Here is a 26,548-nt window from a genome sequence, read left to right on the forward strand (position 1 = left end):
TCGCCGGAGGGCGTTCGATGGATGGCGCGGCATTCAGTGAAGTGAGAAGCTTGGCTTTACCGGACATCCCGGAAGTTGCAGCCATGTTCTGGCGCATGTTCAAGCCTGCCAATACCGAGCTGCCTAAATCGATAATAGAATATTTTTCTGAGCTCTATCTCAATCCGCAGAACGATAGAAAAATCACTTCCCAAGTTCATATTCGCGGGGATGGTGTGCTGACGGGTTTTATTGGGGCGCTTCCATTGAAGATGACTCTCGGAGATATTCCGTTACAAGCAGCGATTTGCGGTCCGCTAATGGTGGAAGATCATCTCGGCGACCCGCTTGCCGGCGCGCGCTTGCTTCGCGCGTTTCTTGCCGGCCCTCAAGATCTTTCTTTGAGCGAAACAGCCAATGAAACATCACGGGTCATGTGGAGCAAACTACGGGGCAAAGTATTGCCGGCTTACAGTCTCGAGTGGGTGCGCGTCCTTCGCCCTGCTGCATTCGCTGCAGATATGGCATCCCAGCGTTTCGGATTTCTACGGTACGGTAAAATGTTGTCAGGGCCTTTTGATATGTTCGCTCACCGCTTGATGAAAACGGGCACACCGGAGTTGCCTCAACGGATAACTGATTCCAGCGTCGATCAAGAAGGGATGGCATCTCTCATTACGTCCTGTTTGAAGCAATACGCATTGCGTCCGGATTGGGAGACGTCAACTCTGAAAAGCATCCTGCAGGTTGCTAACAGCAAATCAGCTTACGGTACGGTTCATTGCAGGATGGTACAAAACAGGGCTGGTGTCCCGTTGGGCGCTTATATATTTCATGGGAATCTTGGTGAGACCGTTCGTGTTCTGCAAATTATTGCGTTGAAGGGACATGAGGGGGTGATCATTGATAGCCTTCTCAGCTACGCCTATTCTATAGGAGCAATTGCTGTTCGTGCTCGTTCGCAACCACGATTGATGGAGGCAATGATGATACGCCGAGGAATTTTTTTCCAGCGCTCGTCAACTGTGGTGCATGCGCGCGACCCGAGTATTTTAGAGGCGTTCTCAAGAGGAGAGGCATTTTTCAATGGTTTGGCGGGTGAAGGTTGGAATCGCTTGAATGGCGACGAGTTTTTGTAATAACAATTCTAGCAATTAGACGCTTATATTGTTTGCCTTCATAAAACCCCAGATGGATTTATTGACGTCAACAATGGAGTCAATTGTTGTCTGAATACGCAACATTTCTTCATCATCCAGAGCTTCGACTTTCCCATATTTTAAGTTTTCATCCATATCGACAATCCGCATCAACTGAGTTGATGCGGTTCGCCCTGATTCATCAAAAGAATATATACAATGATTGTACTTGTTCCGCAGACGTTGCTCGCGGGTCATTCTGGCAGTGATTTTAAGGACTGCAGCTTTCGTGTCCGGCGTCGTCGAGTGTATTTTTGCCAGACGCTCGATTAGGTCAATACGTGCTCGTGTCGTATTGAGTGTCAAAAAAATGACAGTTGCTGCTTCTTTATTAGTATCCAGCAGGTGGGCAATTAAGTAGATGAACAAACTCTCCGTGTTTGTCCAAGTATAATTTAATTTACCCACCAGCATGAGAACGTCGTCAAGCCGCGACATCGATACTACATAACCCGAGTCATTTCTGGCGAATTTGCATATTGGCTCATCGGCGCCTTATAACCCCTAAAAGGGGGCTGAAAGGTCTCCTGATCTCTCGTATTCCGGTATACTGCTGCAGCCTGCGTGCGATTATGCACGCGGAGTTTACGGATGAGGTTATGTACATGTACCTTAACCGTATGCTCCGACAATGTCAGGCGGTCGGCAATAATCTTGTTCTGAAGACCCTCAGACAGCAATTCCAGGATTTGCTGCTCCCGGATCGTTAATGTCTTTATCGGTCTGATTATCCCATCATTATGTTGATGAGAATAGTTTTGTAACCGCTCATTCACGTCATCGCGCGTGCGTTCCGTCGAACGACTAATGGTGGATGGATAATATTCGCCACCGTTCAGAAGCAGCCAGATTACCGCAAGCCATATCTCCAGTTTTAAATTGAAAGGTAGTAAGCCCTGTATTGCCTTGCTGTCGAAGAGGCTATCGAGTTCGTCGAGTCTCGTTACATTGTCATCGATCATCATTGTGATGGAAGCGTTGGGAAAGCGCGTCCTGCACCGTGTTGCGCACTCACTGAAATTAGCGACAAAGCTCGCATGAATGAGGACGAGCTGAATGTTGTCGTCATAAGATTCGGATTCTGTGAACTTGCTGCAAAGATGAATGTCGATATCTGTGAATGTCCGCTCCAGTGATTGTACCAAGCCCTGAAAGACTACTCCGGCTTCCGCATAGATAAATATCGAACTCTTGAAGGCCTGCTCATTTTCTGTTCTTGGATCAGATTTGATGTGATCCGAAAGTTTACGTGGTATTGTTCCACTCATGATAGTCCCCTGCGCCCTTTAATCGGAAAAGTAATTCTTCCGAGGTTTCTTTTGTGTTGTTTGACTTCATCTGAATAGTTTTGCTTACAACCTTTAATCAGCGCCTTTGTAACCCCCGCTACTGGCTCTGATTAATTTAGGATTAATAAACGCCGCGTGACGCGGTCGTGACACAACAAGAAAGACTGATTCGCCTGTGCATCGCTAATTATGCACTAAATATAAGTGGCATTTGGTGACCGCTAGGAGCGCTTGCAGTCCACAATATTGCTTACGGCAATAAGAAGCTCCGAATTAATGCTTTCGACTGTGAACAGCAAAAGTGTGGCAAATCATGGCCGTAACCCTACAGCTCTAGCCGAGAGCCACCCGCAGCGAGTAGCCTATAGTTCAAAGAGAGCTAAATATAAGTGCTAGCTTCCGGTCGCATCGTTTGCGTCATAACTTGCATTATCTTGGATTTCGCAGGGGTAATGTAAGCGAAACCGAGAAATAAAACCCGAGTATTTGTATTCTGAAATGGATGGCCTGCGATTATCTATCGTAAGCTTTAGAATACTTTGCTTTCAAACGTAACATCTAGCGGATCGACATCATAACCTCGTTAAAAAGCATAGAGGTTTTGTCTTTCTCCGCAGATATCTGGAGGACACGATATGACTAATCGCAACAATCATCACCAGAATCCTGGTGTAGACCCATCAGCTTCAGCCAGTGCCGACGCTTCAGCATTTGCTGCTGCTTTGGCTTTGCAGCTGCAGGGACAGGGACAGGGCCAGGATCAGGGACAAGGCCAGGATCAGGGGCAAGGTCAGGGCCAAGGACAAGGGCAGGGCCAAGGACAAGGTCAGGAGCAATCATCAGTTTCAGAAAATCTCAATCTGAACGGTAATGGAAACTTCAACGGCAATCTTAATGAAAGCTATAGCGAGAACTCCAATTCCAATAACAACTCCAATAACAACTCATCACACACCGAGGTGAAGGTAGACGTTGGTGTTGGTTTGGACGGCTATCTACCCACTGATGACGATTTTGCTGATCTGGATCTACACGGCAACACCTTCGACAATATCTTCATCACTGAATCGGGAAGTATCAATTTTGATCCGGGCAATGATGTCAATTTTGATAGTGTCCTTAACGGTGCTTTTAGTGGCGGAGGCGACAATACCGGGTTTGCGCTCAATCAGGTTGTTGATCTCGTAGACAACGATTCGCTCTCAAGCGTAAGCCAGACCAATAGTGGCAGCGTTACGCTGAGCGCTACAGGTGGTGGTGCTACGGCAGGTGACGGCATCGGTACTGACGATGGTGGTTGGGGTGGTCTTGATCACAGCTTCTTCGGCGGTCACGGTGGTTCGTCTGGTGGTTCCGGCGATATCGGCGCAGGTGATGACGTATCTGGTTCGAGTGCAGCAAGTGCCGCTGCCAACCTAACATCAACAGCCTTCACTCAGGAAATCGTACTTGGTGCAAACCTGCAGCAAAACGCTTTCGATGCCACTGTTATCAACGGCACGTACACTCATACTTCAACCGGCGATACAGACGCAGTTTAACTACTTTAGCGGGCCAGTTGCCCGTTTCGAAAATGATCTGCGCGCAAAGCGCGCAGATCAACTCTACCGAACAAAGATATAGAAAGCATAATTGGCGGGAGCCATCAAAAAAATGCTCGGATTTGGTGATCAAGTTTCAGAATCCATTACGCACTTTATAGGGTACTTCAGCACATCCATTGAAGCTGTAAAGATGCGACTGGAGTATCGGGAGTTCAAGGCTGCACCCGATACTCCACCTTCGCACGGCGAAATATTGGCTATTCAGACTGATCCGCACATGCAACTTGCACCTGCCTTATTCAATCCTGATGTGGATTACATTCCCATTCCTTGGGCACCAGTCGGCAATGCTGCGTTGGAGTGGGCTGATGTGGAGCCAATTGAGGTGCAACTACATGGCCATGGTGTGCATCATAAATTCCAACCTCTGCATACTTCAGGTCACGGAGGCCATAATCAAACTTTAGGACAGGAGCCATTCGTGGGCCCACAGGCTCCTGAAACATCATTGGTATTACAACAAACGAGCCATATGCTCGATAATGATGTGATCATAATGGGCGATCACTCTACCGCTGGCGTGCACTGGGGCGATAATTCCGGTCTGGCCGACCTGTCCGTAGAAGCCCTGCTTGTTTCAGATTCATTCGCTCACGAACTGCCGGAAACAACATCTGCCATGCCGCAGTTTTTCAGCGATCAAGGCGAAAGCATAAGTCATGCAGAAGAACTGCTGACCGGCACACCTGGTGTGACAATTATTTCTTCGCCATCCGAAGGCGTCTATATAAACGGCGTTAAAGCAGCCGCCGCTCCGGTTCTTGATGACTATAAACCTGCGCAGTTGAGCACTTCAAATTCTCCAACACCTATAACCGGTCGCGAAACAACGGTTGTTAGTGGCAAAGACATTGCAGGTTCAATATCTGTAGAGGCTGGTTCAAATATTCTAGTAAACGAGGTTGTTCTCACCAATACGGGAACTTCCGGCGCGCATTTTGCAGTTGCAGGCAATTACTACAACATCAATGCCGTCGTTCAAACCAATGCCTATAGCGACGTAGACAGCTTCAACAACGGCTTTGCGGGCCAGCAAAAGTTATGTTCGCCGTCGACCAACGCGATGAATATTGCAAATTTTATTTCGCATACTGGGCAAGTTCAGGTTCCTGCAGCTACCGGCGAGTCCCCGGTCTTTCCACAAAACTGGCAGGTCACCGTGATGAACGGAGATCTCATGCAGATGAACTGGATTTCACAGTACAACTTTCTGTCAGACAATGACGCACACGTGCTGACATCGGGAGGCTCGTATACCACAATAACAACTGGCTCGAATGGTATGATGAATACCGCTTCCTTCGCCAATCTTTGCAGTTCTTATGATCTGGTGATTATCGGCGGTCACCTTTACAGCGGCAATCTCATCTTCCAGACGAATGTGCTTTTTGACGATGATACACTGACAACCGCCGGCGGCGCTGGTGCGTATAACGGCAAATTATCAACGAGTGACAATCTTCTTTGGAACTCGGCAAACATACAGACCTCAGGTACAACAAACTGGGTCGCAGGACTTCCGGATCACTACAAGCAAGCCATAGACGGACTGGCAAACGGCAATCACAAGATGCCGGATGGCTTTCACTCGGATCAGGCACTGCAAGGGATAGCAGCTCTGAAGATGTTGTATATTTCAGGCAATGTCTACGATCTCAACTATATAAGTCAGACCAATATTCTAGGTGATTCAGATTATGTCGCTCATTATGAGGATGCGCTACGTGCCGCATCTCACGATACTGTTTGGGACGTAAGCACCGGTTCGAACGCACTCATCAATATCGCCACGATCGTTGACAGTGGTCATGGCAACGGAACGTCTTATGTGGGCGGAGGAGTATACTCAGACTCCATTCTCATTCAGGCAGAAATCATCGTGCAGCAACCGGGGCACATGACAGGTCAGATGCAGCCTCTGGCCAATGAAGTCGTTGCGTTTCTCGGCGATGATGCCTTGCAGCCGCAAACCACCGACCATGCACCAATTCATCTTTCAGATACGACACATTCTGTGGATGTGATGCAAACAGCTCTCGCCTAGAAAATAAGAAGAATGCGTGGGGGACGCGAGATCAATGAAGTATGATGAACAGGCTGATTTGCGGGTGATTTCGCAACGGTCGCGGCAAGCGATGAATGCTCGGGAACAGGATAGAATTGAGTTTGATGCATTGCTCGCAGAGATGGAAAAATCGATATTACAAGTCGCTGCTGAAAGGATTGTTCTCAATACGGTTCCGCCAGAAAAGTCAGCTTTCGAGAAGGCTGGTTTGGGCGAAATAGCGGCACCTGAAGTTGAACCGGTAAAGCTAACTGAACCATCCAATCGCAGCGATACTGGTGCTCCATCATTCATTATTGGGGAAGGTCTTGGCAAGGTTATTGATGCGGATCGCAACGTACTCCCACCCAAAGAAATCGGTTCTAATGGCAATGGTTCCGGCAACAACAATATCGCGAGCAATGGCGGCAATGGAGGGAGCTTCCACAAGCGGGTAGCAGCTGCAAACTTTGTAGATAGCTTCAAGAATGGTGTTAACGCCGTTCGAAGAAACCTGATTATAGCGATGGGCTTCACGATTTTCTTGAACATCCTCGTTCTGGCAATCCCGATTTATCTATTCCAGATATCGGACCGCGTCCTCACGAGCCGTTCAACGGATACGCTCGTCATGCTGACCGTGGTTATCGTAGGTGCTGTATTCGTGCAGGTTATCCTTGATGCGATCCGTCGATTTATTCTCATGCGTACGGCGGTCGAGGTCGCTGTGCAACTCGGTGCTCCAATCTTGAGCGCTGCTGCCCGGGCTTCCTTGCATGGCAATGGCAAGGACTATCAAGTACTTGGTGATCTTCAGCAATTACGTTCATTTCTCACATCAGGCACTTTGCTTTCTTTTTTTGATGCGCCAATTGCACCGATATTCCTCCTTGCCGTTTTCTTGATCCACCCTCATCTGGGATACATTGTTGTCATCTCGTCTTTGCTATTAATCATCATTGCATTTATTAATCAGCGGGCCACCGCAGCTTCCTTTGCTGAGGCGACTAACTATCAAAGCCGCGCGATGCTTCATCTCGACTCCATGTCGCGTAACTCGCAAATTATCAATGCTCTCGCCATGATCCCGGAAGCCGTTCGTATATGGGGGCGTGATATGGCTGGCTCACTGAAATCGCAAGTTCGAGCTCAGGATCGAAATATCATTTTTGCAACCGTTTCCAAATGTTCGCGATTGTTGACGCAGGTCGCAATGTTGGGGTGGGGTGCACATCTTGCCATTGACGGACAACTGACTGGCGGCATGGCTATTGCTGCCTCGATTATTGCAGGACGCGCGTTGGCACCCATTGAAGGTGCTATCGAAGGCTGGAACAGTTTTATCCAGTTTCGGTCTGCTTTCAGCAGGATACGAAGCCTTCTTCAAAACTCCCCATTAAATCTCGAACGTTTGCGGTTACCCGATCCGCAAGGCCGACTTGATGTAGAGCGCATATTGTACGTTCCACCACCAAATAAGAAGGTCATTTTGAATGGTATTTCTTTTACATTGATGCCTGGGGAATCGATGGCCGTTATTGGCAACTCAGGGGCTGGAAAGACTACGCTCGGCAAGATGCTGGTTGGATCCATTCTGCCTACTTCGGGAAGCGTACGTTTGGACCTGATGGATCTGCGTAACTGGGATCAACGCCAGTTCGGTGAAAATATCGGCTATCTCCCTCAGGACGTACAGTTGTTCCCGGGTACTATCAAAGCCAATATCGCTAGAATGCGTGAGGACGTTAGTGATCAAGCGATTTTTGATGCAGCCGTCTTGGCAGACGTGCACGAACTTATTGCGACATTTCCGCAAGGATATGAGACAGTTGTTGCAGCGGACGGTGCTCCGCTTTCTGGTGGACAGAAGCAACGTATCGCCTTGGCGCGCGCATTCTTTGGCAATCCCACTCTTGTTGTGCTTGACGAACCGAACTCGAACTTGGATCAGCAGGGCGATGTGGCGCTTACGAAAGCCCTGTTTCACGCAAAGAAACACAAAATAACGGTTGTAACCATAACGCAGCGCCCTGCGCTTCTGAGCTGCGTCGATAAGATCATGGTGCTAAACAATGGCACCGTGACCATGTTTGGGACACGCGAGACTGTGATGGAAGCACTCTCCAGAAAAAACAAGCCAAAAGAACCGGTTCAATCAATCCGGGCGGCTGAATAAGAAAATGGGAGCAATGCAATGACTGCCGCCAGCGTAATGAACAATCTCGAATGGTATGATGGTGTTCCGCGATCAATCAAGCCATATAGTAAGTTCGGCATCGCTCTGGTCTTCGTTTGCTTTGGTGGCTTTGGAACATGGGCTGCGACAGCCCCTTTAGCCGCCGCCGTAATTGCACCGGGAAGTTTCGTGGCTACAGGCAAGAATAAGGTTGTGCAGCATCTTGAGGGCGGCATAATCAAAGATTTGCTGGTCCGTGAAGGCGACAAGGTTCACGAAAATGATGATCTCGTGCGTCTTGATGAAACCGCTGCAAAAGCAAACTCCCAGCAGCTATTTTTAAGGCAAGCTCGCCTTGAGGCTATTCTGGCACGATTGCATGCTGTTGTTCGCGGTGAAGAAAGGTATCAGGCTCCCAAGATCATTCTGGAAAACATAGGCAATCCGGAAATACGTGCCGTGAGTGACAGTCAAAGCGATAATTTTGATGCTGCCCACGCAAAATATGCAAATGAATTACAAATGATGGAGCGCAATATTTCTGCGCTTGAATTCCGACGTATCGGTCGAACAGCTCAAATCGAATCTACCAGAACGCAAGTCAAGTTGCTGAAAACAGAGTACTTGTCGAAATATTCTCTCTTCAAAAAAGGATTGATGGCAAGATCTGAAGTGAGCGTTCTTGAACGTGCAGTCGCCGATGGAGAAGGCAACATTGCACGTCTGGAAGCAGAAATCATGGAAGTGAACGCGCAGATCGAGAAATTTCAGAAAGAAATTATTCAGACGAAAGACACTGAAAAACAAGCAGCTCTCGATGAGATTCAAAGTGCAGAGGCGGAGCTTGACACGGTACGTGAACAGACACGTCAGGCTGAAAGCATCCTCAATCGTACCCTGATCAAAGCGCCTGTTTCAGGAACAGTTATCCGGTTATATTACCATACATCCGGTGGCGTTATTGAAAGTGGAAAGCCTATAGTTGAAATACTACCTACGGGTGTTCCGCTCATTATTGAAGCGCAGATACCGCGCATGCAGATTGATGAGGTCAAGGAAGGGCAGGAGGCTCATATTCGCTTGAGTGGCCTAAATCAACGCACCACGCCAATTATCAATGGCCGAGTTGATTATGTGTCTGCTGACTCCATGGCCGATACAACAGCAGGACAAAAGCAGGACATTTATATAGCACGCGTCAGTATACCTGCCGACGAACTTGCGCGTATCCATGGCTTTACACCAACGCCGGGAATGCCGGCCGACATTCTTATTCAAACGCATGAACGCACATTCTTTGAGTATTTGGCCAAGCCGGTGATCGACAGTATGTCCCGTGCATTCAGAGAGTCCTGATCATTGTTTTTGGACTACTTGTCTGAACTGGGCGACATCTTGCTCGGGCACGTTTGTTCGTGCGATGGCCGGATAAACACCAACGGCTGCGGCACCCGCGAGCACGTAAAAAAGCATGCCCAGATCATAAACAGTGCTGACAAGGAATGCAGCGATAAGGCTCGCTCCAAGACCGGAGCGTATTGCACGCACAATATTGCGTTGAACGGAGCCGATGCGGAATACGGGCTGACCGAACAACGTCGACAGAATGAATATCGTAAAACATAAAAAGCCCGGTAAACCGACATTGGAAAGCAGTACAAAGAGATAACTTGAGGCTCGGGCCCCACCGATCCCAACACCTAGCCCATAGCTATCAAGGAAATTTGACCAAGCTACTTGGTTCCAGTGACCCCGCTCCCTTCCGGAGTCACTATTGAGCTTACCAAACAGGCTTTCATTAAGGAATGACCCTATCGCTTCGACAAGGGTGGGGGACAGAACTGCGACTAGCAGCATGATAGCAATGATGATCAATCCTCCCGCACATAGTAGCAGAGGTTTGCGCATCTTTCCGCCGTGCAAAACCGGGAGAACGGATTGGATTGTCAACATCAACAAGACGAAAATCAATCCGACATAGGCGGTACCCGATGTTGAAAGCGCAAGCAAAAACAAAAAAGCTAAAGCAAATACACCTGAAAATAATGGTCGTATACGATCGAGATACAAACTCGCTGAAATGGCAAATAGGATGAGCGTGAAACTGGCAAAGCTGGAAGATTCCGGAAAAGTTGCCGAAATGCGCTTCAGACCGGCCATTTCAACGTTGGTCATCAAGGAATAATTAGCTGTATGGATGAAATCCAGAAAGTCGATTGGACCAGTAGCAAACGTGATAAGATCTGCCATTGCGAACAATACATTCAAGCTGCACAAAACAAAGAATGCAGTAAGGAAATGCTGATAGGCATTGCGTGTCCGGAAATAAGCAAATGATGCGGCGAAACATGCGATGCCTCCAAGTGCATAAACCGTCTGGGTGATATGTGTGCTGGAAAAACTCAGTGGGTTGAGTGCAATTCGGCTAAGACCTGCCGGCAACCGTTGCACAACCATCGTTTCTGTTATCCCGGCCATCAACCTCGGAAAGAATGCGGTTGCAATCACTCCATAGACAATCAGTAGTAATAGCCAAAAGCCAGTGCTGGGATAGAGCAAGCTGCTGATTGCTGGCTTTAGGCCCGTAATGCGTAGAATACGGAGAGCGAAGAATACCATAAATGCGTTAGCAACAAGGATAGAAGCACCTCCCAGAGCGGGCATCGTAACCGCGGCGGCAGCTCCGAACAGTGTAAAGATTATCATGCCATACAATGCATAACGGTGATGCATGAACTGGGCTAGAATACCGAATAGTATGACGCATACACCGAAAAAATTGGTTGCCATGATTTAACGGATGCCTATCGGTTTCATTGGCTTTGACTTCCGGTCAAATTATCTTGTCGTATGAAGTCCTGGACTATTTTGAATGCTGCTTTTGGCCTGCCGGAACGCCAACTATTCTTGCCATCGCTATCGAGTTGAATAAGGCCCATGTAAGCTTCAAAATCTGGTGCCCAGTAGGTCTCATCCATTAGCTCGTAAATGTGAGCTGCCTCTATTGGATAGCGTTTTCGTAAACGTTGCAGCATCTCCATCATTGTTTTTAGACCAGCCGCTTGGGCAGCTTCACTTTCAGTGCTGCCTTTCGGATGGTTGAATTCAGTTATCCAGATAGGCTTTCCATATTCCGCCAATACCTTAAACGCCCACTCCGGATCCTCGCCATAAAGATGCCAAACAGAGATATCCCATGCCAGACCACTCTGCTTCATCCTTTGAAAAGCGCCAATATGACCCCAACCGGCAGTACCCATGGCTGTAAGGTAATTACCACCTGCCTGTTTCATACCATCATCGAGGCCTCGCATTATTGCTGCCACTTTCTCCCAACGTGGCCCATAATAATCCAGTGGGTACAGCCCTCCCGCTGGGCCCCAGTCACAGGGATATTGCGTTCCGTCATCTCTCATTTCGCAAGGTTGGATGATCGCAAAATTCTCAAGTTCATTGCCGAGTTCCCAAACTTTTATCTTGCCGCGCAACAACACTGCAGTTTCGTAAGCCAAGTTTTTTGAGAATGCATAAATGTCGTCGACTGTTGCTGTGCTCAGGTCGATTTTTGGAGTTAAGACAGGTAGTATTTCAACGCCATCAATAGCAGCAAGGTCTACCAATTCCATCAGCTTGGGCAATTGCCCAGCTGATTGCACATCCACACGATAAGATTTTGCACCAAGGGATTTCGCGTAGGCTATTTGCTCCTCAAGAGTTACCCCATGATAGGACGCCAGAGGGTGGCCATTTAGCCCCCAAATGAAACTTGGGTCAGCCGCTCTCGCACTTGGTATCAGCAGAGCCACTGACATGACAGCCGCTGCGAGAAAGCTTTTCTGTGCCATTAAAATACTCTTCGACTAAGCATCGTGGAAATCGGCTATTGCAGTTACAAACTGTGGTCCAAGATGCAGGTAGCGTGTTGCCTTCCGTTTCGCGCGAATATCGCTCCAAACACGGAGTACTTGTTCCTCGGTGAGGTGGGCAGATTTTGCTGTAACGGCGGCCGGCATTGAGGTGTTCAATCCATACAGGCACTGATCCATCTGGCCATACGGGAGAGCAAAATAGAATTCTTCCTGGGTCTGTGCCAATTGATAAGTGTCTGTAGTCGGCGGCCGCGACGTGATTTCCGTTGGCACGCCGAGATATGTGGCAAGCTGATAAACTTGCGACTTGTAGAGATGCGCAATGGGCTTCAGATCGGCGGCTCCATCGCCGTTCTTGACGAAGAATCCTTGGTCGTATTCAAGCAAATTGGGTGTGCCTATGACTGCATAATTCATACGGTCGGCATGGTAATACTCAATTTGTTTGCGGGTGCGCTGCTTCATATTGGTTGCAGCAACGATGCCAAGATAAACCGAACTCGGCATGCGCAGTTTCTTGATGGTACCGTCGGGACGCTGCAAAACAAGAGAGGATATATTGTAACCTTCGTTTGTAAGTGCATTGGCAATGACTATTTTTGAGGCCCACCCCGGGCCAAACTCCGGCTCAATTTGCTTGATGAAGTCGTCGCGCCGTGCATAACAGCCCATTGCCTCGAGCGAAGTACCAATATCCTCCACAAGGCTTTCCAGACCAAATGTGTCTGCAACCAATCTACCCAATCGAAGGCTGTCAGGGTCAGAGTCATTCTCAGGCATAAAAAGACAGAGAACATTTTTTGCGCCGACTGCCCTTGCGGCTAGTGCGGCACAAACACTGGAATCAACCCCGCCTGACAGGCCAAGAATTAGGCCGCGCCGCCGCAGGGTTTGGCGGACTTGTTCCCGCATTGCGGTAGCAATCCGGTTGGTTTCCGCTTCAGGGTCTATCGTCAACGATATTTTAGATACATCTGCGGTTGCCGGACTTGCATGATTGTTCATGTCAGTTCTCCTGCGGCTCGGCGGCCAGTCTGCGACTGACCTTACCGGTATCTGTCTTGGGGAGGCTCACACGAAATTCGACGGATTTCGGAACCATGAAATCTTCAAGATTCCTTGCGCAATGACGAATTATTTCGCGGTCAGTCAGATTGAGGTCGCTTAGTACGACAATTGCCCGAATGGATTGACCGAGCACCGGATCGTCAACACCAATCACGACTGCTTCTGCAATGCCAGGGCAAGAATGCAAAACAGCTTCGACTTCTTTCGGCGCGACTTTCTCTCCGCGCGTTTTTATGATGTCGTCTTTGCGTCCGACAAAATAGAGATAACCGTCTCGGTCCATAGAAAAGAGGTCGCCGGTATACAAGACTCGTTCCCAAGGATTCGGGCCCGACCGCAGCATTTGTGCCGTAGCCTCATCATTTTCCCAATACCCTTGCATGACATGAGGTCCACGGATGACCAGTTCACCAACATTGCCGGGCTCGACCGTCCTGCCTTCATCATCAACGACAAATGCTTCTGTGTTTGGAATGGCGATGCCAACGGAGCCTGGACGAAAATCAAGCTGCTCGGGCGGCAAGTAGGTACAGCGCTTGCATTCGGTGAGACCATACATCGAGTAAAGGCGCACCTCGGGGAAAAGTTCGCGTAAACGGGCAATGTGCGCAGGTGGTAAGGCTGCTGCAGTATTGGTGATGTAACGAAGATTTGGAAGGAAGCCCGGCTCAATGTCTCGCATCTGCAATATCAGAGCAGCCATAGTCGGAACCAAAGGAAATCCAGTAACATGTTCGCGGCGCATGACATCGAAAATTGCCTGCGGAAAACCAAACGACGCTTCAAGCACAAGGGTAGCGCCGCTGCGCACCGTCATGAAGAGTTGATAGAGTCCGTAGTCGAACGCGAGTGGCAGTACATTAAGAATTATGTCGTCCTCGAGGTTCTGGACATAGGTGGTTATTGACGTGGCTGCAGCCTCTATATTGCGATGGTTCATCATCACACCCTTGGGCCGACCGGTTGACCCAGACGTGTAGATCAACATCGCCAAATCAACATCAATGCCTCCGTGGGGTACAGGATGCGTTTCAACTTGCAGCATGTGAGTAAAGGAGTGCGTTCCTGGTTGCGCGGGTTCATTATCGCGCTTAGCCACTATGAGTTCGCAGGTGGTACTTGACCCGATCGCCTCAACAGCGATTAAAGTTAGTTTGTCCTGCGTTATGATTGCGCGCGCTCGACAATTTTCGATGATGTAAGCGAGTTTATCCGGTTTTGTTGAAGCATTGATCGGGCTGAAAACAGCGCCAGTTTTCAAGATGGCATAGATGGCAACCGTTGCTTCCCAGCAATTGTTCATGAATACCAGGACGCGGTCACCGCGCATTATTCCTTGTGACCACAAGGAAGCTGCCAACCGATCAGATAAACTATCGAGTTCGGCATAACTCAATCGTTTATCTCCGGCGATCAGCACGGTCTTGCTACCTAACCGTTTCGCCGTTTGACGAAGTACGTCCTCGATCCGCATGATTGCTCCACTCTTTCCCAGATTTAGGCAACGGATCGCTGGAGGACGGTTTTACTCGCCACATAGCTCGCGATACTGGCGATCGAATCGAGATTTGCTGGAACGATTTCAGAGTCTTGAACGCTGATTTCAAAGGTGTCTTCCAGATAAGTTACAAGCTCGAGTACGCCGGTGGAATCTATTATGTCGGTTTCAATAAGCGATGTTTTGTCATCAAGTGGATGGCTTGCGTCGCCGAATAGGTAGTTTTCTACGATGAATGTCCTGATCTGAGTTTTAAGGTCGGATGTCATTTTTCTTTCCTTCATTCTGCAGCAACGGCGTGCTGCTGTGATTGTGTTGTGAAAGTTTGATGCCAAATTTGCGTTGAGAGAATTCCGACAAAGGCCGAGTCATCACGATAGCCAGCATGGATACCGTGTGCGCATTTCTCAAAAAGCTTGCTGACGGCAACAGGATTGAACAGGCCAATATCCGACACGGCCGCTACACTCATCGATTCCCGAACATAGTCAGGTATTGCACCCCTTACAAAAGAACGGCTATCCGGTGCACGGTAAGGCTGTTTCGGCCTTGCTGTTATATTTTGAGGGACCAGATTGCGAACGGCACGCTTGAGAATGTGCTTTTCAGCGAGGCCTTTCAGTTTCATCCCAACAGGAATGCGTGACGCAAACTCAACAAGACGATGATCGAGAAAAGGAAAGCGCCCCTCAACACCATGAGCCATTGCCATCCGGTCGCTCTGACAATTCAAAATGTATCCTGGCAACAACAAAGAGGTTTCCAGATATTGTGCTTGGTGCAATGGATGCCAGCGCGCGAAATCTATTGGAAGTCCGGAGGCCAGATCTTCGGTTGCATCGTAACCCTTCAGCGCAGTTTGCAGCTCCTGTGAGAAGAACATCTTTGTTGCAGCGGTTCCCCGAAATCTTGGTCGATGCGAGTGCAAAGGATCACCAAGATCATCAGCAGCCGTACCGAAAAACGCAGCCAGGTATTCTGGAGACTGCTGCTTGAGACTATTGAGATAAGGGTAGAGCTTTTTGAATAGATTTGGACGTACTCGCGAATTCGGTTGTGAGGCGCAGAAGCGGCGAACTTTGGCTTCGCGAAATATGTCATAACCAGCAAAAACTTCGTCAGCACCTTCGCCAGTTAAAACGACCTTATATCCTTCGCTTTTTGCTAGGTTAGACAGCAGATAAAGTGGTGCCGGTGCCGTACGTAAGATAGGCCTTTCCGCATGAGTAATAACTGCGGGAAAGATATTGGCGATATCGTTTCCGGAACAGATAAGTGTCGAATGATTGGTGCCTAATGATTCCACCATTTCCATCTGGAAAGAGGTCTCATCATGTTCAGCTGAGTCAAACCCGATGGAAAATGTTCGCAAACGATTTGGTGCAATTTTTGCCGCGATGGCCGATACCGCAGAGGAGTCCAGTCCTCCTGACAGGTATGATCCTACGGGAACGTCTGCCCGCAAGCGAATGCGTGTGGCGTCTGTCAAAAGGTGGAGTAGTTCTTCAGCGACATCATCTTCAGATCGTGCGGGACTAGCACTATCCCGGTCAGGGTATTGAAGATTCCAGTATGGCACTGTTTTGCATACTTCACCCTCTACTAACATTGAGTGTGCTGGCTGTAGTTCGAAAATGTTCTTGAAGATTGTGCGAGGAGTGATAGGTGCCCAAAGCGTGAATATCTGGTCCAGAGCATAAGTATCAATATCACCTTCGATTCCAGGAACGGTCAGTAGTGATTTGGCTTCCGATGCGAAGAAGATAGTGCCATTATACCAAGTATAAAATAACGGACGCACACCCATCCGGTCTCGTGCCAACATCATTCGGCGACGTTTTTTATCCCATAGGGCAAACGCAAAATCCCCATTTATTTTTTTGACGCAATCGGGGCCCATTTCTTCGTAGAGATGCAGTATTACCTCAGTATCGCTTGTCGTGCGGAAGACGTGACCTTGTGCAATCAGATCATCGCGCAGCTCGACATAATTAAAGGCTTCGCCATTATAGCTGATGACAAGGTTGCCAGCAGCATTTGTCATGGGTTGCTGCCCATCGCCCAGCCCGACAATTGAAAGCCGCCTGTGTCCGAGTCCAGCATGTTGGTCTACATAAATACCATTCTCGTCAGGTCCGCGGTGCGCTATCTCACCGACCATGGACCCCAACAATGAATGTCCATTTTGGTAGACGCCGTCTGAGGCGAAATAGCCTGCGATTCCGCACATTGATGCCCCCAATGACTGTAGCTGCGAGGTATATTCCCCGCTTTGGCCCAGTCGTTGAAGGGTATAATATGAGCCTCAAGGGTCAATAAACAATTGGATTTAAAGGGCAGGGCAATACTAGCTATATTCCGATATGATACTATACATTATAATGTCTCGTGATATCGAATAAATACCACAGTATAATATATGCTTTCGAATTCAATTATTAAAATTTTTATTGTTATATTATAGAATAGCGCATGTTATAAACCGAATTTATTAGTGTAAATCCATGATTGATTAATTGCCATCCCCCTATTGTTCTAAGATAATAGCGTAAAATAATAAACTATGGGGCAAAAGTAATGAACGCGGATTCTATGTGGACGATCAACGGGATCGTACGCAAACTCGTTGCAGCGGCAATGGTCTCTTTACTTACCGCGCTGCCTTTTCCGGCTTATGCCAATGGCGATTATAAACTTGCTCCATACACCAGATTGAGATTGACGGTTCTCGAGTGGATTGCTGCGCGCGGCGAATATCGCGAGTGGACGGCGCTTAATGGAGAATATGTTGTATCTGATAGCGGGACAGTTCTTCTGCCTCTCATTGGCACCATCGATATCTCTACTTTGGATGCGGCATCGGCAGCCAATGAAATATCAAAACGAATACAGAAGACGACCGGTTTGGTTGCCATGCCGAATGTGGCTGTACAGGTGGTTGATTATCCTGCGATTTTTCTCGTGGGAAACGTAGAGAGGCCGGGCGAATACAGGTTTAGGCCGGGGCTGACAGTTTTGCAATCCGTTGCCTTGGCAGGTGGCAGATATAGGCCGCGGGAAGAAGCCCGAACAGTTGAACAGATTCAGTACCTTGGAGAGCTCCAATCTGTTCATGGCGAGATGGTACGAACACTTGCTCGTGCTGCGCGCCTGAGAGCAGAAGTGGCTGGGGCTGCAGACATCCAATTTCCGGAGAACCTTTCCGAGTTAGCCGATCCTACCAGCGTGGACACCATTATTGCAGAGGAGCGCGCGATATTTGAAACTCAATCGAATGGCTTGAAACGGCAACTGACGAATCTTGATGAACTACGAGGGCTTTTTACATCGGAGATTGCCGTTCTTGAGGAAAAAGTTGCGGGTCATGAAAAACAGATCAAATTGATGGATGCGGAGCTTGCGACAGTCAAACCGCTTGTTGAACGTGGTATCGCGACGACGTCGCGTCAGTCAGACCTGCAGCGAATAATTACAACATTACAGGCCGACAGGCTCGATCAGGTCACAGCTATAATGCGCGCGCGGCAAAGTATCAGCCAAGCAAGTCGCGATGCCCAGAATCTCATAAATCTCCGCCAGACGACTGCCACTACAGAACTCCAGTCGACGCAGGCGGCATTGGATCAACTCAAGATAAGACAAGATACAGCAGAACGGCTGCTTGTGGCAGCGGGATCAATACTATCCGGCAAAACAAAACCGGGCGAAAAACAAGAGCCAGATCTGGTCTTCACCATCACCAGAACTACAGGCAGCCAACCAATAGAAATAGCCGCAAACGAGGACACCGTATTGGTGCCAGGAGATGTTGTGCGAGCTGCGCTCAACGTTCGCTTCTCGCAAAAGACCGCAGGCAGCGATCAAAATGATACTTCGGCAGAAAAAGCCAGTTTTGCACCTTTGTCAGGTGATGCCGGTGCTGCGGAAACACACTTTAAAGCTATCCAGTAGGCAGATTGTGGGAAAAACATGGTCAGACAAAAACAGTATTCCACAATAAACGATGAGTTCCAGGACGATGCCAACTTGATTGGTGTTCGTGACATTGTCGGATTTCTCCAGCGAAACTGGCGGTTTATTGGCGCATCCATCATGGGATCAGTGCTAATCGCCATTATTTATCTCTTGACAGCGGAGCCGGTTTTTACAGCTACAGCGCGTATTGTTATTGATCCGGAGCAGGCAAGAATAGCTTCACAAGATGCGGTCTCGGGCACTATTGTTATCGAAACAGGTGAAGTTGAAAGCCAAGTCGAGATAATACGGTCGGAGGCTATAGCCAAAAGCGTTATCGAGCAGCTCGCACTTACCGAAGATCCCGAACTGCAGGATAGTGGTGGTCTTATTTCCCACCTTGCATTTTGGCGATCAAATAAAGAGGAGCCGGTTGAGCCTGAATTTACTATGCGCAAAACCGTAGCAGGTTTTTTGGAGCGCTTGCGTGTCTGGCGGGTGGGACAATCCTACGTGCTAGATGTAGCGTATAACTCGACCGACCCCGTCAAAGCTGCAGCAGTCGCTAATGCCACCGCTCATGCCTATATCAAGGCGGGTCTTGATGCAAAATCATTCGCCGCAAAAAGTGGTGCTGTTTGGCTGGAAAGCAGGCTTACGGAGATTAGCGGCCAAGCCAATGCATCCGCTCGTGCCGTAGAAGATTTTCGTAATCAAAATCAAATCTCTCAAGCCGGTGCCACCTCACTTGATGAACAACAACTTTCAGAAGCCAATGTCCAACTTTCCAGAGCGAAAGCCGACACCGCCGCAGAGAGAGCGAAGCTTTCAATGATCAATAAGTTTCTGCGGTCGGAGACTTATGTCGATGGATATGTGGACGAAGCCCTCCGCAATCCCCAGATAACGGCCCTGCGCGAGAGGTTGAATACTGCTTCTACTCAACTTGATGAACTGAAAGGGCGTTATGGCGACAGCGGAGTGGCGGTACAGACCGCCCAGCAGGAGATCGCTCGTTTGAATAGAGAAGTGCGCGAGGAACTCGTCAGAATTGGGCAGGTTTACAAGTCGAATGTTGAGGCGGCGGAACGACGCGAGCAGTATGTCAACGATCAATTGCAGGCTACGATACAATCGGGATTGAGTAAGGGTATGGCGCGTGTCCAGTTAGGCGAGCTTGAAAGTCGTGCAAATACCTATCGGCAAATGTACCAAAGCCTGATGCAGCAATTAATCAGTGCTCTGCAGCAGGAGTCATTTCCTGTAGGTGATTCCCGGATGGTGTCGGCAGCTGCAACTCCACTTGGCAAAACATGGCCAAAGGGCTCGCTGGTTATTGCTCTTGCGAGCGTGCTTGGTGGCTTGGCGGGGCTTACTTATTCAGCAGTCCGCGAAGTGAATGATCGGCGCATCAAGACTGAGGGCCGTCTGCGTCGGGAGCTCGGATTGAATAGTCTAGGAATCTTGCCATTTGTTTCAGCAAAGGTGATCTCCAAAACCACGTCGTCGCAAGATCATTACCAATTGCTGAATTTTGTTCTCGATCACCCTAATCATCTATTTTCAGATGCCGTACGAAGCACGAAAGCTTCGCTTGATCTGATAATGCGTAAGCAGGGTGCAAAAGTAGTAGGCATCACATCTGCACTGCCAGGAGAAGGGAAAACAACCGTCGCCAGTAACTTGGCACAACTCTATGCAGCAACAGGTTCCCGAACGATGCTGATAGATACGTGTGCTGTCAATCCGACACTGACACGGCTGTACAGTACGGTGACCAATACTCACCAAGCAATAGCTTCTGATCTCGTTGTCGAAGAAAAGCACCAAACTGATATGCAGAAAAGCGTGAGCCGACCTAATGTGCGGACTGTTAGAAAGCTGATTGATGTCAGGACCGAAGAGCCGTATCCTTCCGTGTCGGTGATTACGCCGCCAGCTTTGATCGGTGTAGATGAGATAACTCACAATTCCAGCCAAGAATATCGCTATCTCAATCTTCAAGCTTTAGAAAATCATCTCGACAGGTTGCGGGATCAAAACGATATCATCATTCTTGATCTCCCCGATTTGACAACAACTGCAGACGCACGAATAGTTAGTGTTATAGTTGATTGCGTTATTCTTACAGTGGGTGACCGGCAGAACGTCACCCTTGATGTTCTGGGATCAGCAATAACAAGTTGCAGCGGCATCAATACAGATGCGATTGGGGTGGTTTTTAATACGCCCCGGCATCCACGCACGACCGCACCGCGTTCCTTATTCTCATTTGCCGGAAGCGCAGAGTTCTTCCGTCTTTCTCCGGGAAAGTATTTTGGCAAATTTGCAAACTTAAGGGCCGCTCTCAAATGGCGCAAAGTATAATGTCTGCACCAAGACAACGCCTCAGAATCGCGGTCGGCATACCTTCCACAGGTCGAGCAGACATACTTGCCGCGACAGTGCCAATGATTGAACAGCAGACGCGCTTACCCGATCAAATTATTGTTTGTACGCTCCGGTCGAGTGACATCCCGGAAGATTTCGGGAACGGAATGTTGACGTCCTTGCTGTTATTGCAGTCATCCTCTGGTTTAGCCAAGCAGCGTAATGACATAATCCGATCATCAGAAACCTTCGACATATTGTTATTTCTGGACGACGATTTCCTTATGGCGCCTAACTACATAGCTGAAGTGGAGCAATTATTCCTTCGGCACGACGATGTTGTGGTGTCGACCGGAAACGTTCTTGTAGATGGTATCGGAACTCCCGGAATTTCGGTGAAAGAGGGAGCAGTTTTATTACAAGCCTTGGTGGTTGATCCAGGTTGGCGCCCTGATTTGTTAAGCGATATCTATAATGGATATGGCTGCAATATGTCGCTACGCCTTGATGTTCTGAGACGCAATCAAATCTGGTTCGATGAAAATCTGCCCCTCTATTGCTGGCTTGAGGATGTGGATCTCAGCCGGCTGCTCGCCAAGCATGGTCGTATCGTTAAATCAAACAAACAACGAGGTATACATCTTGGTGTCAAGAGCGGGCGGACATCTGGGATAAAGTTTGGCTACTCACAAATCGCGAACCCTTACTATTTGGCGAGGAAAGGTACCATGGTATTCTCCAAGGCCATCGCAATGGCATCCAAGAACCTGATTGCCAACCTTGTCGGCAGTATTTCGCCGGAAGCGTGGATTGACAGGAAAGGACGGCTAAAGGGTAATGGATTGGCTCTCTTCGATCTTCTCCGCGGAAGGATTTCGCCGTCGGGCGTACTGGACGTGGAAAAGGCTGATTGATTTTCCAGAAGCACACCATGCCACCGCCTGGGTACTGCTCGCAATAATTATGTTAATGACAGTTGGGCCGATCAATTTGCGACCAGCGACATGGTTGGGCCCAAACGTTGAGCGATTTTCTGCTTTTTTGCTAGTTGGTGTCACTTTTAGTTTGACCTACCCGAAGCGCCTGATTTTTGTCGGGGCAGTTATAGTATTGGCATGCGGCCTCTTTGAGTATGCGCAACATATTATGCCTTACCGTCATGCCAATATGGGGAATTTCCTGGTGAAGATTGCTGGTGCCGCAACAGGTATAGCTGGAGTCAGGATACTTCGCTAAGCGCTAGCAGAGCCTGAACTCATGGCATTAGCAATTGAAGACATTTGCGACAGATTTTTACAATTGAATGCCATTCCGGCATATCTCTGGGACATTCATTTTATAGGATGCGGTGCAGATAAAGGACCTGCCCGACTATTTTGCTTGTGTATGCAAGCCAAGAACATAGGTCCGCTAATTCATTGAGCAGGAGAAACCTATGACAACCGGCAACAATGACTTTGATCCCGAATATGTAAGCAGGTGCACCGATGCCGTTGAAAATATCGGCCGTAGATACATGGTAGGCATCATTTTCATCAGTATGGTTATCACATCGCTTACCATGTCCGAACTGCAGGGAAACCAGTCCTCGTCATATTTAAATACAGCGGATCCGATTACGGAAGTACAGTTACCAATGCCTGCAAAAGCAGTTATGAACCCGCTGTTACATCCAGCCACGGCAGTCATCTGTAAAACCCAAACGCCAGTCGAGTACCGGAATAGCTGAGCTTTCGGATTACCCGTATTGCTTACGACCATAAGAATACCGGCAACATTGCAGATTGCATGGCGCCGGTATTTTTATCACTATTTCCCAATTATGCTTTTGGCAGAACGACTGCTGCACGCAATCCTGGATTATTCTGGGTAAGTTCAATATCCCCGCCATGGTGACGTACAATGGCACGGGCTATGGACAGGCCCAGACCAACACCTCCCGTCTCCCGATTTCGCGAGCGCTCTAATCTATAAAATGGAGCGAACACCTGTTCGATTTCTTCTTCGGGAATGCCTGGGCCTGAATCATTGACAATGATATCGATTGTCGTGGGCGTAGGCTGAAGACGGACGAACGCCTCACCACCATAGCGCGCAGCGTTTTCGATCAAGTTTCTCACTGCCCTCCGCAAGCCGTCTGGGCGGCAACGATAGATAATTTTCTCACCATCTATAAATTTAACGTTATGTCCCAACTCTTTAAGATCAGAGCACAAGCTTTCAACCAATGCATTCAAATCTACAGGTCGCGTTTGTTCGACGGTGGCCTCTCCTTTGGCAAATACTAAAGAAGCTTCAGTCATTGTTTGAATTTCATCGATGGTATTAAGCATTTTTTGCTGTAATTCCTCATCGGCTACGAATTCTGTACGAAGTCTCAATGTTGTAAGAGGTGTCCGCAGATCGTGGCTGATGGCTGCCAACATACGTGTACGGTCATCAACGAAACGGCGAAGTCGCAACTGCATGCGATTGAAAGCAGCGCACATGTTGCGGATGTCATCGGGGCCTGTCTCCGGCAATATGGAAATGCTTTCACCGCGTCCGAGCGCCTCTGCTGATTGAGACAATGCCCGCAGTGGCTTGGCAATACGATTGGCAATGAAGATGCCGATAAGTGCAATAATAGTGACAGTCAGTACAATGGAGAGCAGGGTTTGAGTCCTCCAGAAATCCGGCACTATAGCTTTATACGAAGCTGCGTTGAGCCAAGTACCATCTTTCAACTGAACGGCCATCCCAATGCCGTCATTGTTTGAAAAACGCAGATATCTGGCTGGTGTAGAGAGCGGCCATGATCCAACTGGAAGCGCTGCCCAGTTACTGACACTATCTGCTGTGCGGGCCAGTTCTTTGCCACGCCATTCTCGTTCAAGCGAATGGCCCTCCGCATCCCTATCTCCATCACGTTTTGAAAACAGGCTTATGAGGTTGGGCAATGGTTCTTGTAGTTGCGCTGTCGCTTGCCTGAACCAAACCTGTGTGTCTACGGGTTCGCTAGCTGAAATCCAGAAGCGGGCGTAGCCAGTTGCGCTAGCCAAAAGAACATCACGGCGGAGATCGGTTGGCTGCGCATCCACAACCTGTGCAAGGGTTGCTGCACGGCTAAGGAATTCACTTTGGATAGATTCCCTCAGGGCGCGCTGCTTGTCGCTCCAGAAAATGGCGAAACCTATTGCTTGCGCCGTGAATAGTGCAATGAGCATGAACGTAATGAACTGGCTCGCCAAGCTCGTTTTCCACCAGTTCATCATAGAAATTCTACCTCTGACGATAGGCTGTAGCCACCGCCCCAATGTGTTTTTATCATTGTCGGGTTTTTTGGGTCCGGTTCAATTTTCTTTCGCAGCCGGCTAACCTGATTATCGATACTGCGGTCAAAAGGATCGGCAGCGCGGCCCACTGTGAGATCAAGAAGCTGGTCGCGGCTGAGGACAAGGCCAGGATGAGAAAGGAACGCTTTGAGTAGGCGAAACTCTGCTGTACTGAGCGCGATACCGACACTGTCGGCACCCAATAGTTCGCGGCGACCCATATCGAGCTGCCAGGCTCCGAATCTGATTATTTTGGCGGCGAGTTCTCCGCGCTGGGGTGGAAGGCTGGATACCCTGCGAAGCACAGCGCGCACGCGTGCCAAAAGTTCCCGCGGGTTAAAAGGCTTTGTCAGATAATCATCAGCACCCAATTCGAGCCCGATGATCCTATCTGTATCGTCAGCCATAGCTGTCAGGAAAATCACGGGTACTTGACTTGTTGTTCGCAGTTGACGGCATACGGAAAGACCATCCTCTCCAGGCATCATTATATCGAGTATGATGAGATCAGGGGCACCGTGTTCAAGTATCCGTCGGAGAGCATTGCCGCTTTCCGCTACACTTATTCTATATCCGTGTTGCGCAAGATACTTGCCAACGAGATCGCGAATATCGCGATGATCATCTACAACAGCAATGTGCGGCATTGATTGCATAGTCAAACCTGACAGAGTTCAAAACTTACCCAAGTATATAAGGTATCTCTGCAAGACGGCACTCGAAAAAGTGTATCAAAGTTTACCAACGTGTCATCTACCGCAAGCACGAGACCGAACTTGCGACAACTCGTTACAATTTCATCCTCGTCTGGCACATCTGTGCGACAAGTTTCTCATAGCTTGGCAGCCGTGCAGATATTTCGGCAGCGCATTTTGGTGCGTTTCTCGGGGTGGGGGAGATCGTTCGCACGCTGTGTCTTGAATTTAACAAGGGTGCCGATCTTGAGCCTAATCAAATTCCCGCTGTCCAATCTTGTCGCCGTCCCACTTTTGGTGTTGCTCGCTGCCTGCAATCAGGAAAGTAAGAGCACGCCTCCGCCAACTGTAACGCCAGAAGTCAGCGCTGTTACGCTTGAACCTCAACCAGTTGCCATCACAGCGGAGCTGCCCGGCAGAACTTCTGCAAGTGTGATTGCTGAGGTTAGACCGCAAGTTGGCGGGATTATACGCAGCCGCAATTTTCGGGAAGGCAGTGACGTAAAACAGGGAGACGTGCTGTACGAGATTGATCCCTCTTTCTATCAGGCCGCCTATGACAATGCGAAGGCCGCAGTCGAAAGGGCTCAAGGCGCTCTTCCTACAGCAAAGGCAAGGTTTGATCGTTATGCCAATCTCAATAAAACCAATGTCATCAGCCAGCAGGATCTGGACGATTCACAATCAACTTATGCGCAGGCACAGGCAGACGTAGCGGCGGCAAATGCTGCACTGGAAACTGCGCGGATCAATCTCGATTACACGAAGATCAGAGCGCCTATTGATGGTCGTGTGGATGCTTCAACGGTAACGGTAGGGGCACTTGTAACTGCAGGCCAGACGACCGCTCTGGCGACTATACGCAAGCTTGATCCAATCAATGTCGACGTTACTCAGTCAAGTGTCAATTTTCTGAAACTCCGCCATGCTCTCGATGAAGGTCGCCTCAAAAGAGATGGCAGCAATGTTTCGGTCAGCTTAGCTTTGGAAGATGGCTCGACCTACAAACAAACTGGTACGCTTGAGTTTTCAGAGGCGACGGTTGCCGAGTCGGTCGGCACGATCAATGTCCGGGCAACCTTTCCCAATCCGGATAGAATGCTGCTACCCGGTATGTATGTCCGCGCAACCGTTGAGGAAGGGGTTGCCGAAAACAGCTACCTCGTTCCCCAACGCGCAGTCAGCCGAAATACCAAAGGGGAAGCAACAGCAAAATTTGTGACTGCCGAAGGCAAAGTTGAAGACAGAGTGTTGCCGGTGCAGCGGGCGATCGGCAATAACTGGCTGGTCAGCGAAGGCGTCAAGCAAGGTGATCGTGTAATCGTCGAGGGCAGTCAACGCATCTCTACTGGTCAGGAAGTGAATGTCAGCGTGGTGACAATTGATGATGCCACGGGTGTGTTGCGCCAAGCATCACTGCCAAGCGATGGGCAATCGGCAGAACTAGCCCAAGCCGAGAAGACCGTTGCCACCGGCGCTGTGGAGTGAT

Annotated in this window: 20 protein-coding genes; 10 read left to right on the plus strand and 10 right to left on the minus strand. The window is 49.0% G+C overall.

What is annotated here, in order from left to right:
• The first annotated feature begins 17 nt into the window (after positions 1-17).
• The gene (locus PMI41_RS14065; protein WP_008125901.1) at positions 18-1,118 is read left to right on the plus strand and encodes a hypothetical protein; all 1,101 of its coding nucleotides are present in this window, start codon (positions 18-20) and stop codon (positions 1,116-1,118) included.
• Between the two features lie 15 nt (positions 1,119-1,133).
• Here PMI41_RS14065 and PMI41_RS14070 read toward each other — a convergent pair whose 3' ends face one another.
• Entirely contained in the window at positions 1,134-1,616 is a 483-nt protein-coding gene (locus tag PMI41_RS14070) for a hypothetical protein (protein WP_008125902.1), read from the minus strand.
• A 5-nt stretch (positions 1,617-1,621) separates the two neighbouring features.
• A complete protein-coding gene (locus tag PMI41_RS24280; protein ID WP_008125903.1) occupies positions 1,622-2,446 on the minus strand; it encodes a response regulator transcription factor in 825 nt (274 codons plus the stop codon).
• A 656-nt stretch (positions 2,447-3,102) separates the two neighbouring features.
• Here PMI41_RS24280 and PMI41_RS24285 point away from each other — a divergent pair.
• From PMI41_RS24285 to PMI41_RS14095, 4 genes are all read left to right on the plus strand, one after another.
• Positions 3,103-4,008, plus strand: a complete 906-nt coding sequence (locus tag PMI41_RS24285; protein ID WP_008125905.1) for a hypothetical protein — start codon at positions 3,103-3,105, stop codon at positions 4,006-4,008.
• 112 nt (positions 4,009-4,120) lie between these two features.
• On the plus strand, positions 4,121-6,115 hold the full coding sequence (locus tag PMI41_RS14085; protein ID WP_008125906.1) for a hypothetical protein: 1,995 nt from the start codon (positions 4,121-4,123) through the stop codon (positions 6,113-6,115).
• Between the two features lie 34 nt (positions 6,116-6,149).
• Positions 6,150-8,291, plus strand: coding sequence for a type I secretion system permease/ATPase (locus tag PMI41_RS14090; RefSeq protein WP_008125907.1), 2,142 nt, complete (start codon positions 6,150-6,152; stop codon positions 8,289-8,291).
• 18 nt (positions 8,292-8,309) lie between these two features.
• Positions 8,310-9,647: an HlyD family type I secretion periplasmic adaptor subunit gene (locus PMI41_RS14095; protein WP_008125908.1), complete on the plus strand. Its 1,338-nt coding sequence runs from the start codon at positions 8,310-8,312 to the stop codon at positions 9,645-9,647.
• On the opposite strand, the gene PMI41_RS14100 is transcribed toward PMI41_RS14095, so the two are convergent.
• The 6 genes from PMI41_RS14100 to asnB are packed head-to-tail and all read right to left on the minus strand — an operon-like array spanning position 9,648 to position 16,956.
• On the minus strand, positions 9,648-11,081 hold the full coding sequence (locus tag PMI41_RS14100) for an O-antigen ligase family protein (protein WP_008125909.1): 1,434 nt from the start codon (positions 11,079-11,081) through the stop codon (positions 9,648-9,650). It lies immediately after the preceding gene.
• 23 nt (positions 11,082-11,104) lie between these two features.
• Complete coding sequence (locus PMI41_RS14105; RefSeq protein WP_008125910.1) at positions 11,105-12,136, minus strand: glycosyl hydrolase; 1,032 nt, start codon at positions 12,134-12,136, stop codon at positions 11,105-11,107.
• Between the two features lie 15 nt (positions 12,137-12,151).
• Positions 12,152-13,165: an NAD(+) synthase gene (gene nadE / locus PMI41_RS14110; protein ID WP_008125912.1), complete on the minus strand. Its 1,014-nt coding sequence runs from the start codon at positions 13,163-13,165 to the stop codon at positions 12,152-12,154.
• Position 13,166: 1 nt separating this feature from the next.
• On the minus strand, positions 13,167-14,702 hold the full coding sequence (locus PMI41_RS14115; RefSeq protein WP_008125916.1) for a class I adenylate-forming enzyme family protein: 1,536 nt from the start codon (positions 14,700-14,702) through the stop codon (positions 13,167-13,169).
• A gap of 23 nt (positions 14,703-14,725) precedes the next feature.
• Positions 14,726-14,995 (minus strand): acyl carrier protein, encoded by a 270-nt coding sequence (locus PMI41_RS14120; protein ID WP_008125917.1) that lies wholly within the window; start codon positions 14,993-14,995, stop codon positions 14,726-14,728.
• An 11-nt stretch (positions 14,996-15,006) separates the two neighbouring features.
• Positions 15,007-16,956: an asparagine synthase (glutamine-hydrolyzing) gene (asnB, locus tag PMI41_RS14125; protein ID WP_008125918.1), complete on the minus strand. Its 1,950-nt coding sequence runs from the start codon at positions 16,954-16,956 to the stop codon at positions 15,007-15,009.
• 347 nt (positions 16,957-17,303) lie between these two features.
• Between asnB and PMI41_RS14130 the strand changes: the two genes are divergently transcribed.
• The 4 genes from PMI41_RS14130 (at position 17,304) to PMI41_RS14150 (ending at position 22,779) form a co-directional block, all read left to right on the plus strand.
• The gene (locus PMI41_RS14130) at positions 17,304-18,677 is read left to right on the plus strand and encodes a polysaccharide biosynthesis/export family protein (protein ID WP_081497141.1); all 1,374 of its coding nucleotides are present in this window, start codon (positions 17,304-17,306) and stop codon (positions 18,675-18,677) included.
• A gap of 18 nt (positions 18,678-18,695) precedes the next feature.
• Positions 18,696-21,047: an exopolysaccharide transport family protein gene (locus tag PMI41_RS14135; RefSeq protein WP_008125920.1), complete on the plus strand. Its 2,352-nt coding sequence runs from the start codon at positions 18,696-18,698 to the stop codon at positions 21,045-21,047.
• 83 nt (positions 21,048-21,130) lie between these two features.
• A complete protein-coding gene (locus PMI41_RS14140; RefSeq protein WP_244423943.1) occupies positions 21,131-21,964 on the plus strand; it encodes a glycosyltransferase family 2 protein in 834 nt (277 codons plus the stop codon).
• A gap of 521 nt (positions 21,965-22,485) precedes the next feature.
• Positions 22,486-22,779 (plus strand): hypothetical protein, encoded by a 294-nt coding sequence (locus PMI41_RS14150; RefSeq protein ID WP_008125923.1) that lies wholly within the window; start codon positions 22,486-22,488, stop codon positions 22,777-22,779.
• A 91-nt stretch (positions 22,780-22,870) separates the two neighbouring features.
• Here PMI41_RS14150 and PMI41_RS14155 read toward each other — a convergent pair whose 3' ends face one another.
• Together PMI41_RS14155 and PMI41_RS14160 are read right to left on the minus strand one after the other, a co-directional pair.
• Positions 22,871-24,280 carry an ATP-binding protein gene (locus PMI41_RS14155; protein WP_244423944.1) on the minus strand — a complete coding sequence of 470 codons (1,410 nt, stop codon included), beginning with the start codon at positions 24,278-24,280 and terminating at the stop codon, positions 22,871-22,873.
• A 20-nt stretch (positions 24,281-24,300) separates the two neighbouring features.
• Positions 24,301-25,020, minus strand: coding sequence for a response regulator (locus tag PMI41_RS14160; RefSeq protein ID WP_008125926.1), 720 nt, complete (start codon positions 25,018-25,020; stop codon positions 24,301-24,303).
• A 285-nt stretch (positions 25,021-25,305) separates the two neighbouring features.
• On the opposite strand from PMI41_RS14160, the gene PMI41_RS14165 reads away from it, so the two are divergent.
• On the plus strand, positions 25,306-26,547 hold the full coding sequence (locus PMI41_RS14165; protein WP_008125927.1) for an efflux RND transporter periplasmic adaptor subunit: 1,242 nt from the start codon (positions 25,306-25,308) through the stop codon (positions 26,545-26,547).
• Position 26,548 lies beyond the last annotated feature (1 nt).

Source organism: Phyllobacterium sp. YR531, assembly GCF_000282595.1.
GTDB lineage: Bacteria > Pseudomonadota > Alphaproteobacteria > Rhizobiales > Rhizobiaceae > Phyllobacterium.

Coding starts and splice junctions, on each gene's coding strand:
- asnB (WP_008125918.1), bottom strand. CDS start 16,956: ATGTGCGGAATCGCAGGCTATTTCGCCTCAGACGGCGTCTACCAAAAT.
- PMI41_RS14115 (WP_008125916.1), bottom strand. CDS start 14,702: ATGCGGATCGAGGACGTACTTCGTCAAACGGCGAAACGGTTAGGTAGC.
- PMI41_RS14090 (WP_008125907.1), top strand. CDS start 6,150: ATGAAGTATGATGAACAGGCTGATTTGCGGGTGATTTCGCAACGGTCG.
- PMI41_RS14105 (WP_008125910.1), bottom strand. CDS start 12,136: ATGGCACAGAAAAGCTTTCTCGCAGCGGCTGTCATGTCAGTGGCTCTG.
- PMI41_RS14150 (WP_008125923.1), top strand. CDS start 22,486: ATGACAACCGGCAACAATGACTTTGATCCCGAATATGTAAGCAGGTGC.
- PMI41_RS24280 (WP_008125903.1), bottom strand. CDS start 2,446: ATGAGTGGAACAATACCACGTAAACTTTCGGATCACATCAAATCTGAT.
- PMI41_RS14085 (WP_008125906.1), top strand. CDS start 4,121: ATGCTCGGATTTGGTGATCAAGTTTCAGAATCCATTACGCACTTTATA.
- PMI41_RS14100 (WP_008125909.1), bottom strand. CDS start 11,081: ATGGCAACCAATTTTTTCGGTGTATGCGTCATACTATTCGGTATTCTA.
- PMI41_RS14140 (WP_244423943.1), top strand. CDS start 21,131: ATGATTGAACAGCAGACGCGCTTACCCGATCAAATTATTGTTTGTACG.
- PMI41_RS14160 (WP_008125926.1), bottom strand. CDS start 25,020: ATGCAATCAATGCCGCACATTGCTGTTGTAGATGATCATCGCGATATT.
- PMI41_RS14120 (WP_008125917.1), bottom strand. CDS start 14,995: ATGACATCCGACCTTAAAACTCAGATCAGGACATTCATCGTAGAAAAC.
- PMI41_RS24285 (WP_008125905.1), top strand. CDS start 3,103: ATGACTAATCGCAACAATCATCACCAGAATCCTGGTGTAGACCCATCA.
- PMI41_RS14095 (WP_008125908.1), top strand. CDS start 8,310: ATGACTGCCGCCAGCGTAATGAACAATCTCGAATGGTATGATGGTGTT.
- PMI41_RS14065 (WP_008125901.1), top strand. CDS start 18: ATGGATGGCGCGGCATTCAGTGAAGTGAGAAGCTTGGCTTTACCGGAC.
- PMI41_RS14135 (WP_008125920.1), top strand. CDS start 18,696: ATGGTCAGACAAAAACAGTATTCCACAATAAACGATGAGTTCCAGGAC.
- PMI41_RS14130 (WP_081497141.1), top strand. CDS start 17,304: ATGAACGCGGATTCTATGTGGACGATCAACGGGATCGTACGCAAACTC.
- PMI41_RS14070 (WP_008125902.1), bottom strand. CDS start 1,616: ATGTCGCGGCTTGACGACGTTCTCATGCTGGTGGGTAAATTAAATTAT.
- nadE (WP_008125912.1), bottom strand. CDS start 13,165: ATGAACAATCATGCAAGTCCGGCAACCGCAGATGTATCTAAAATATCG.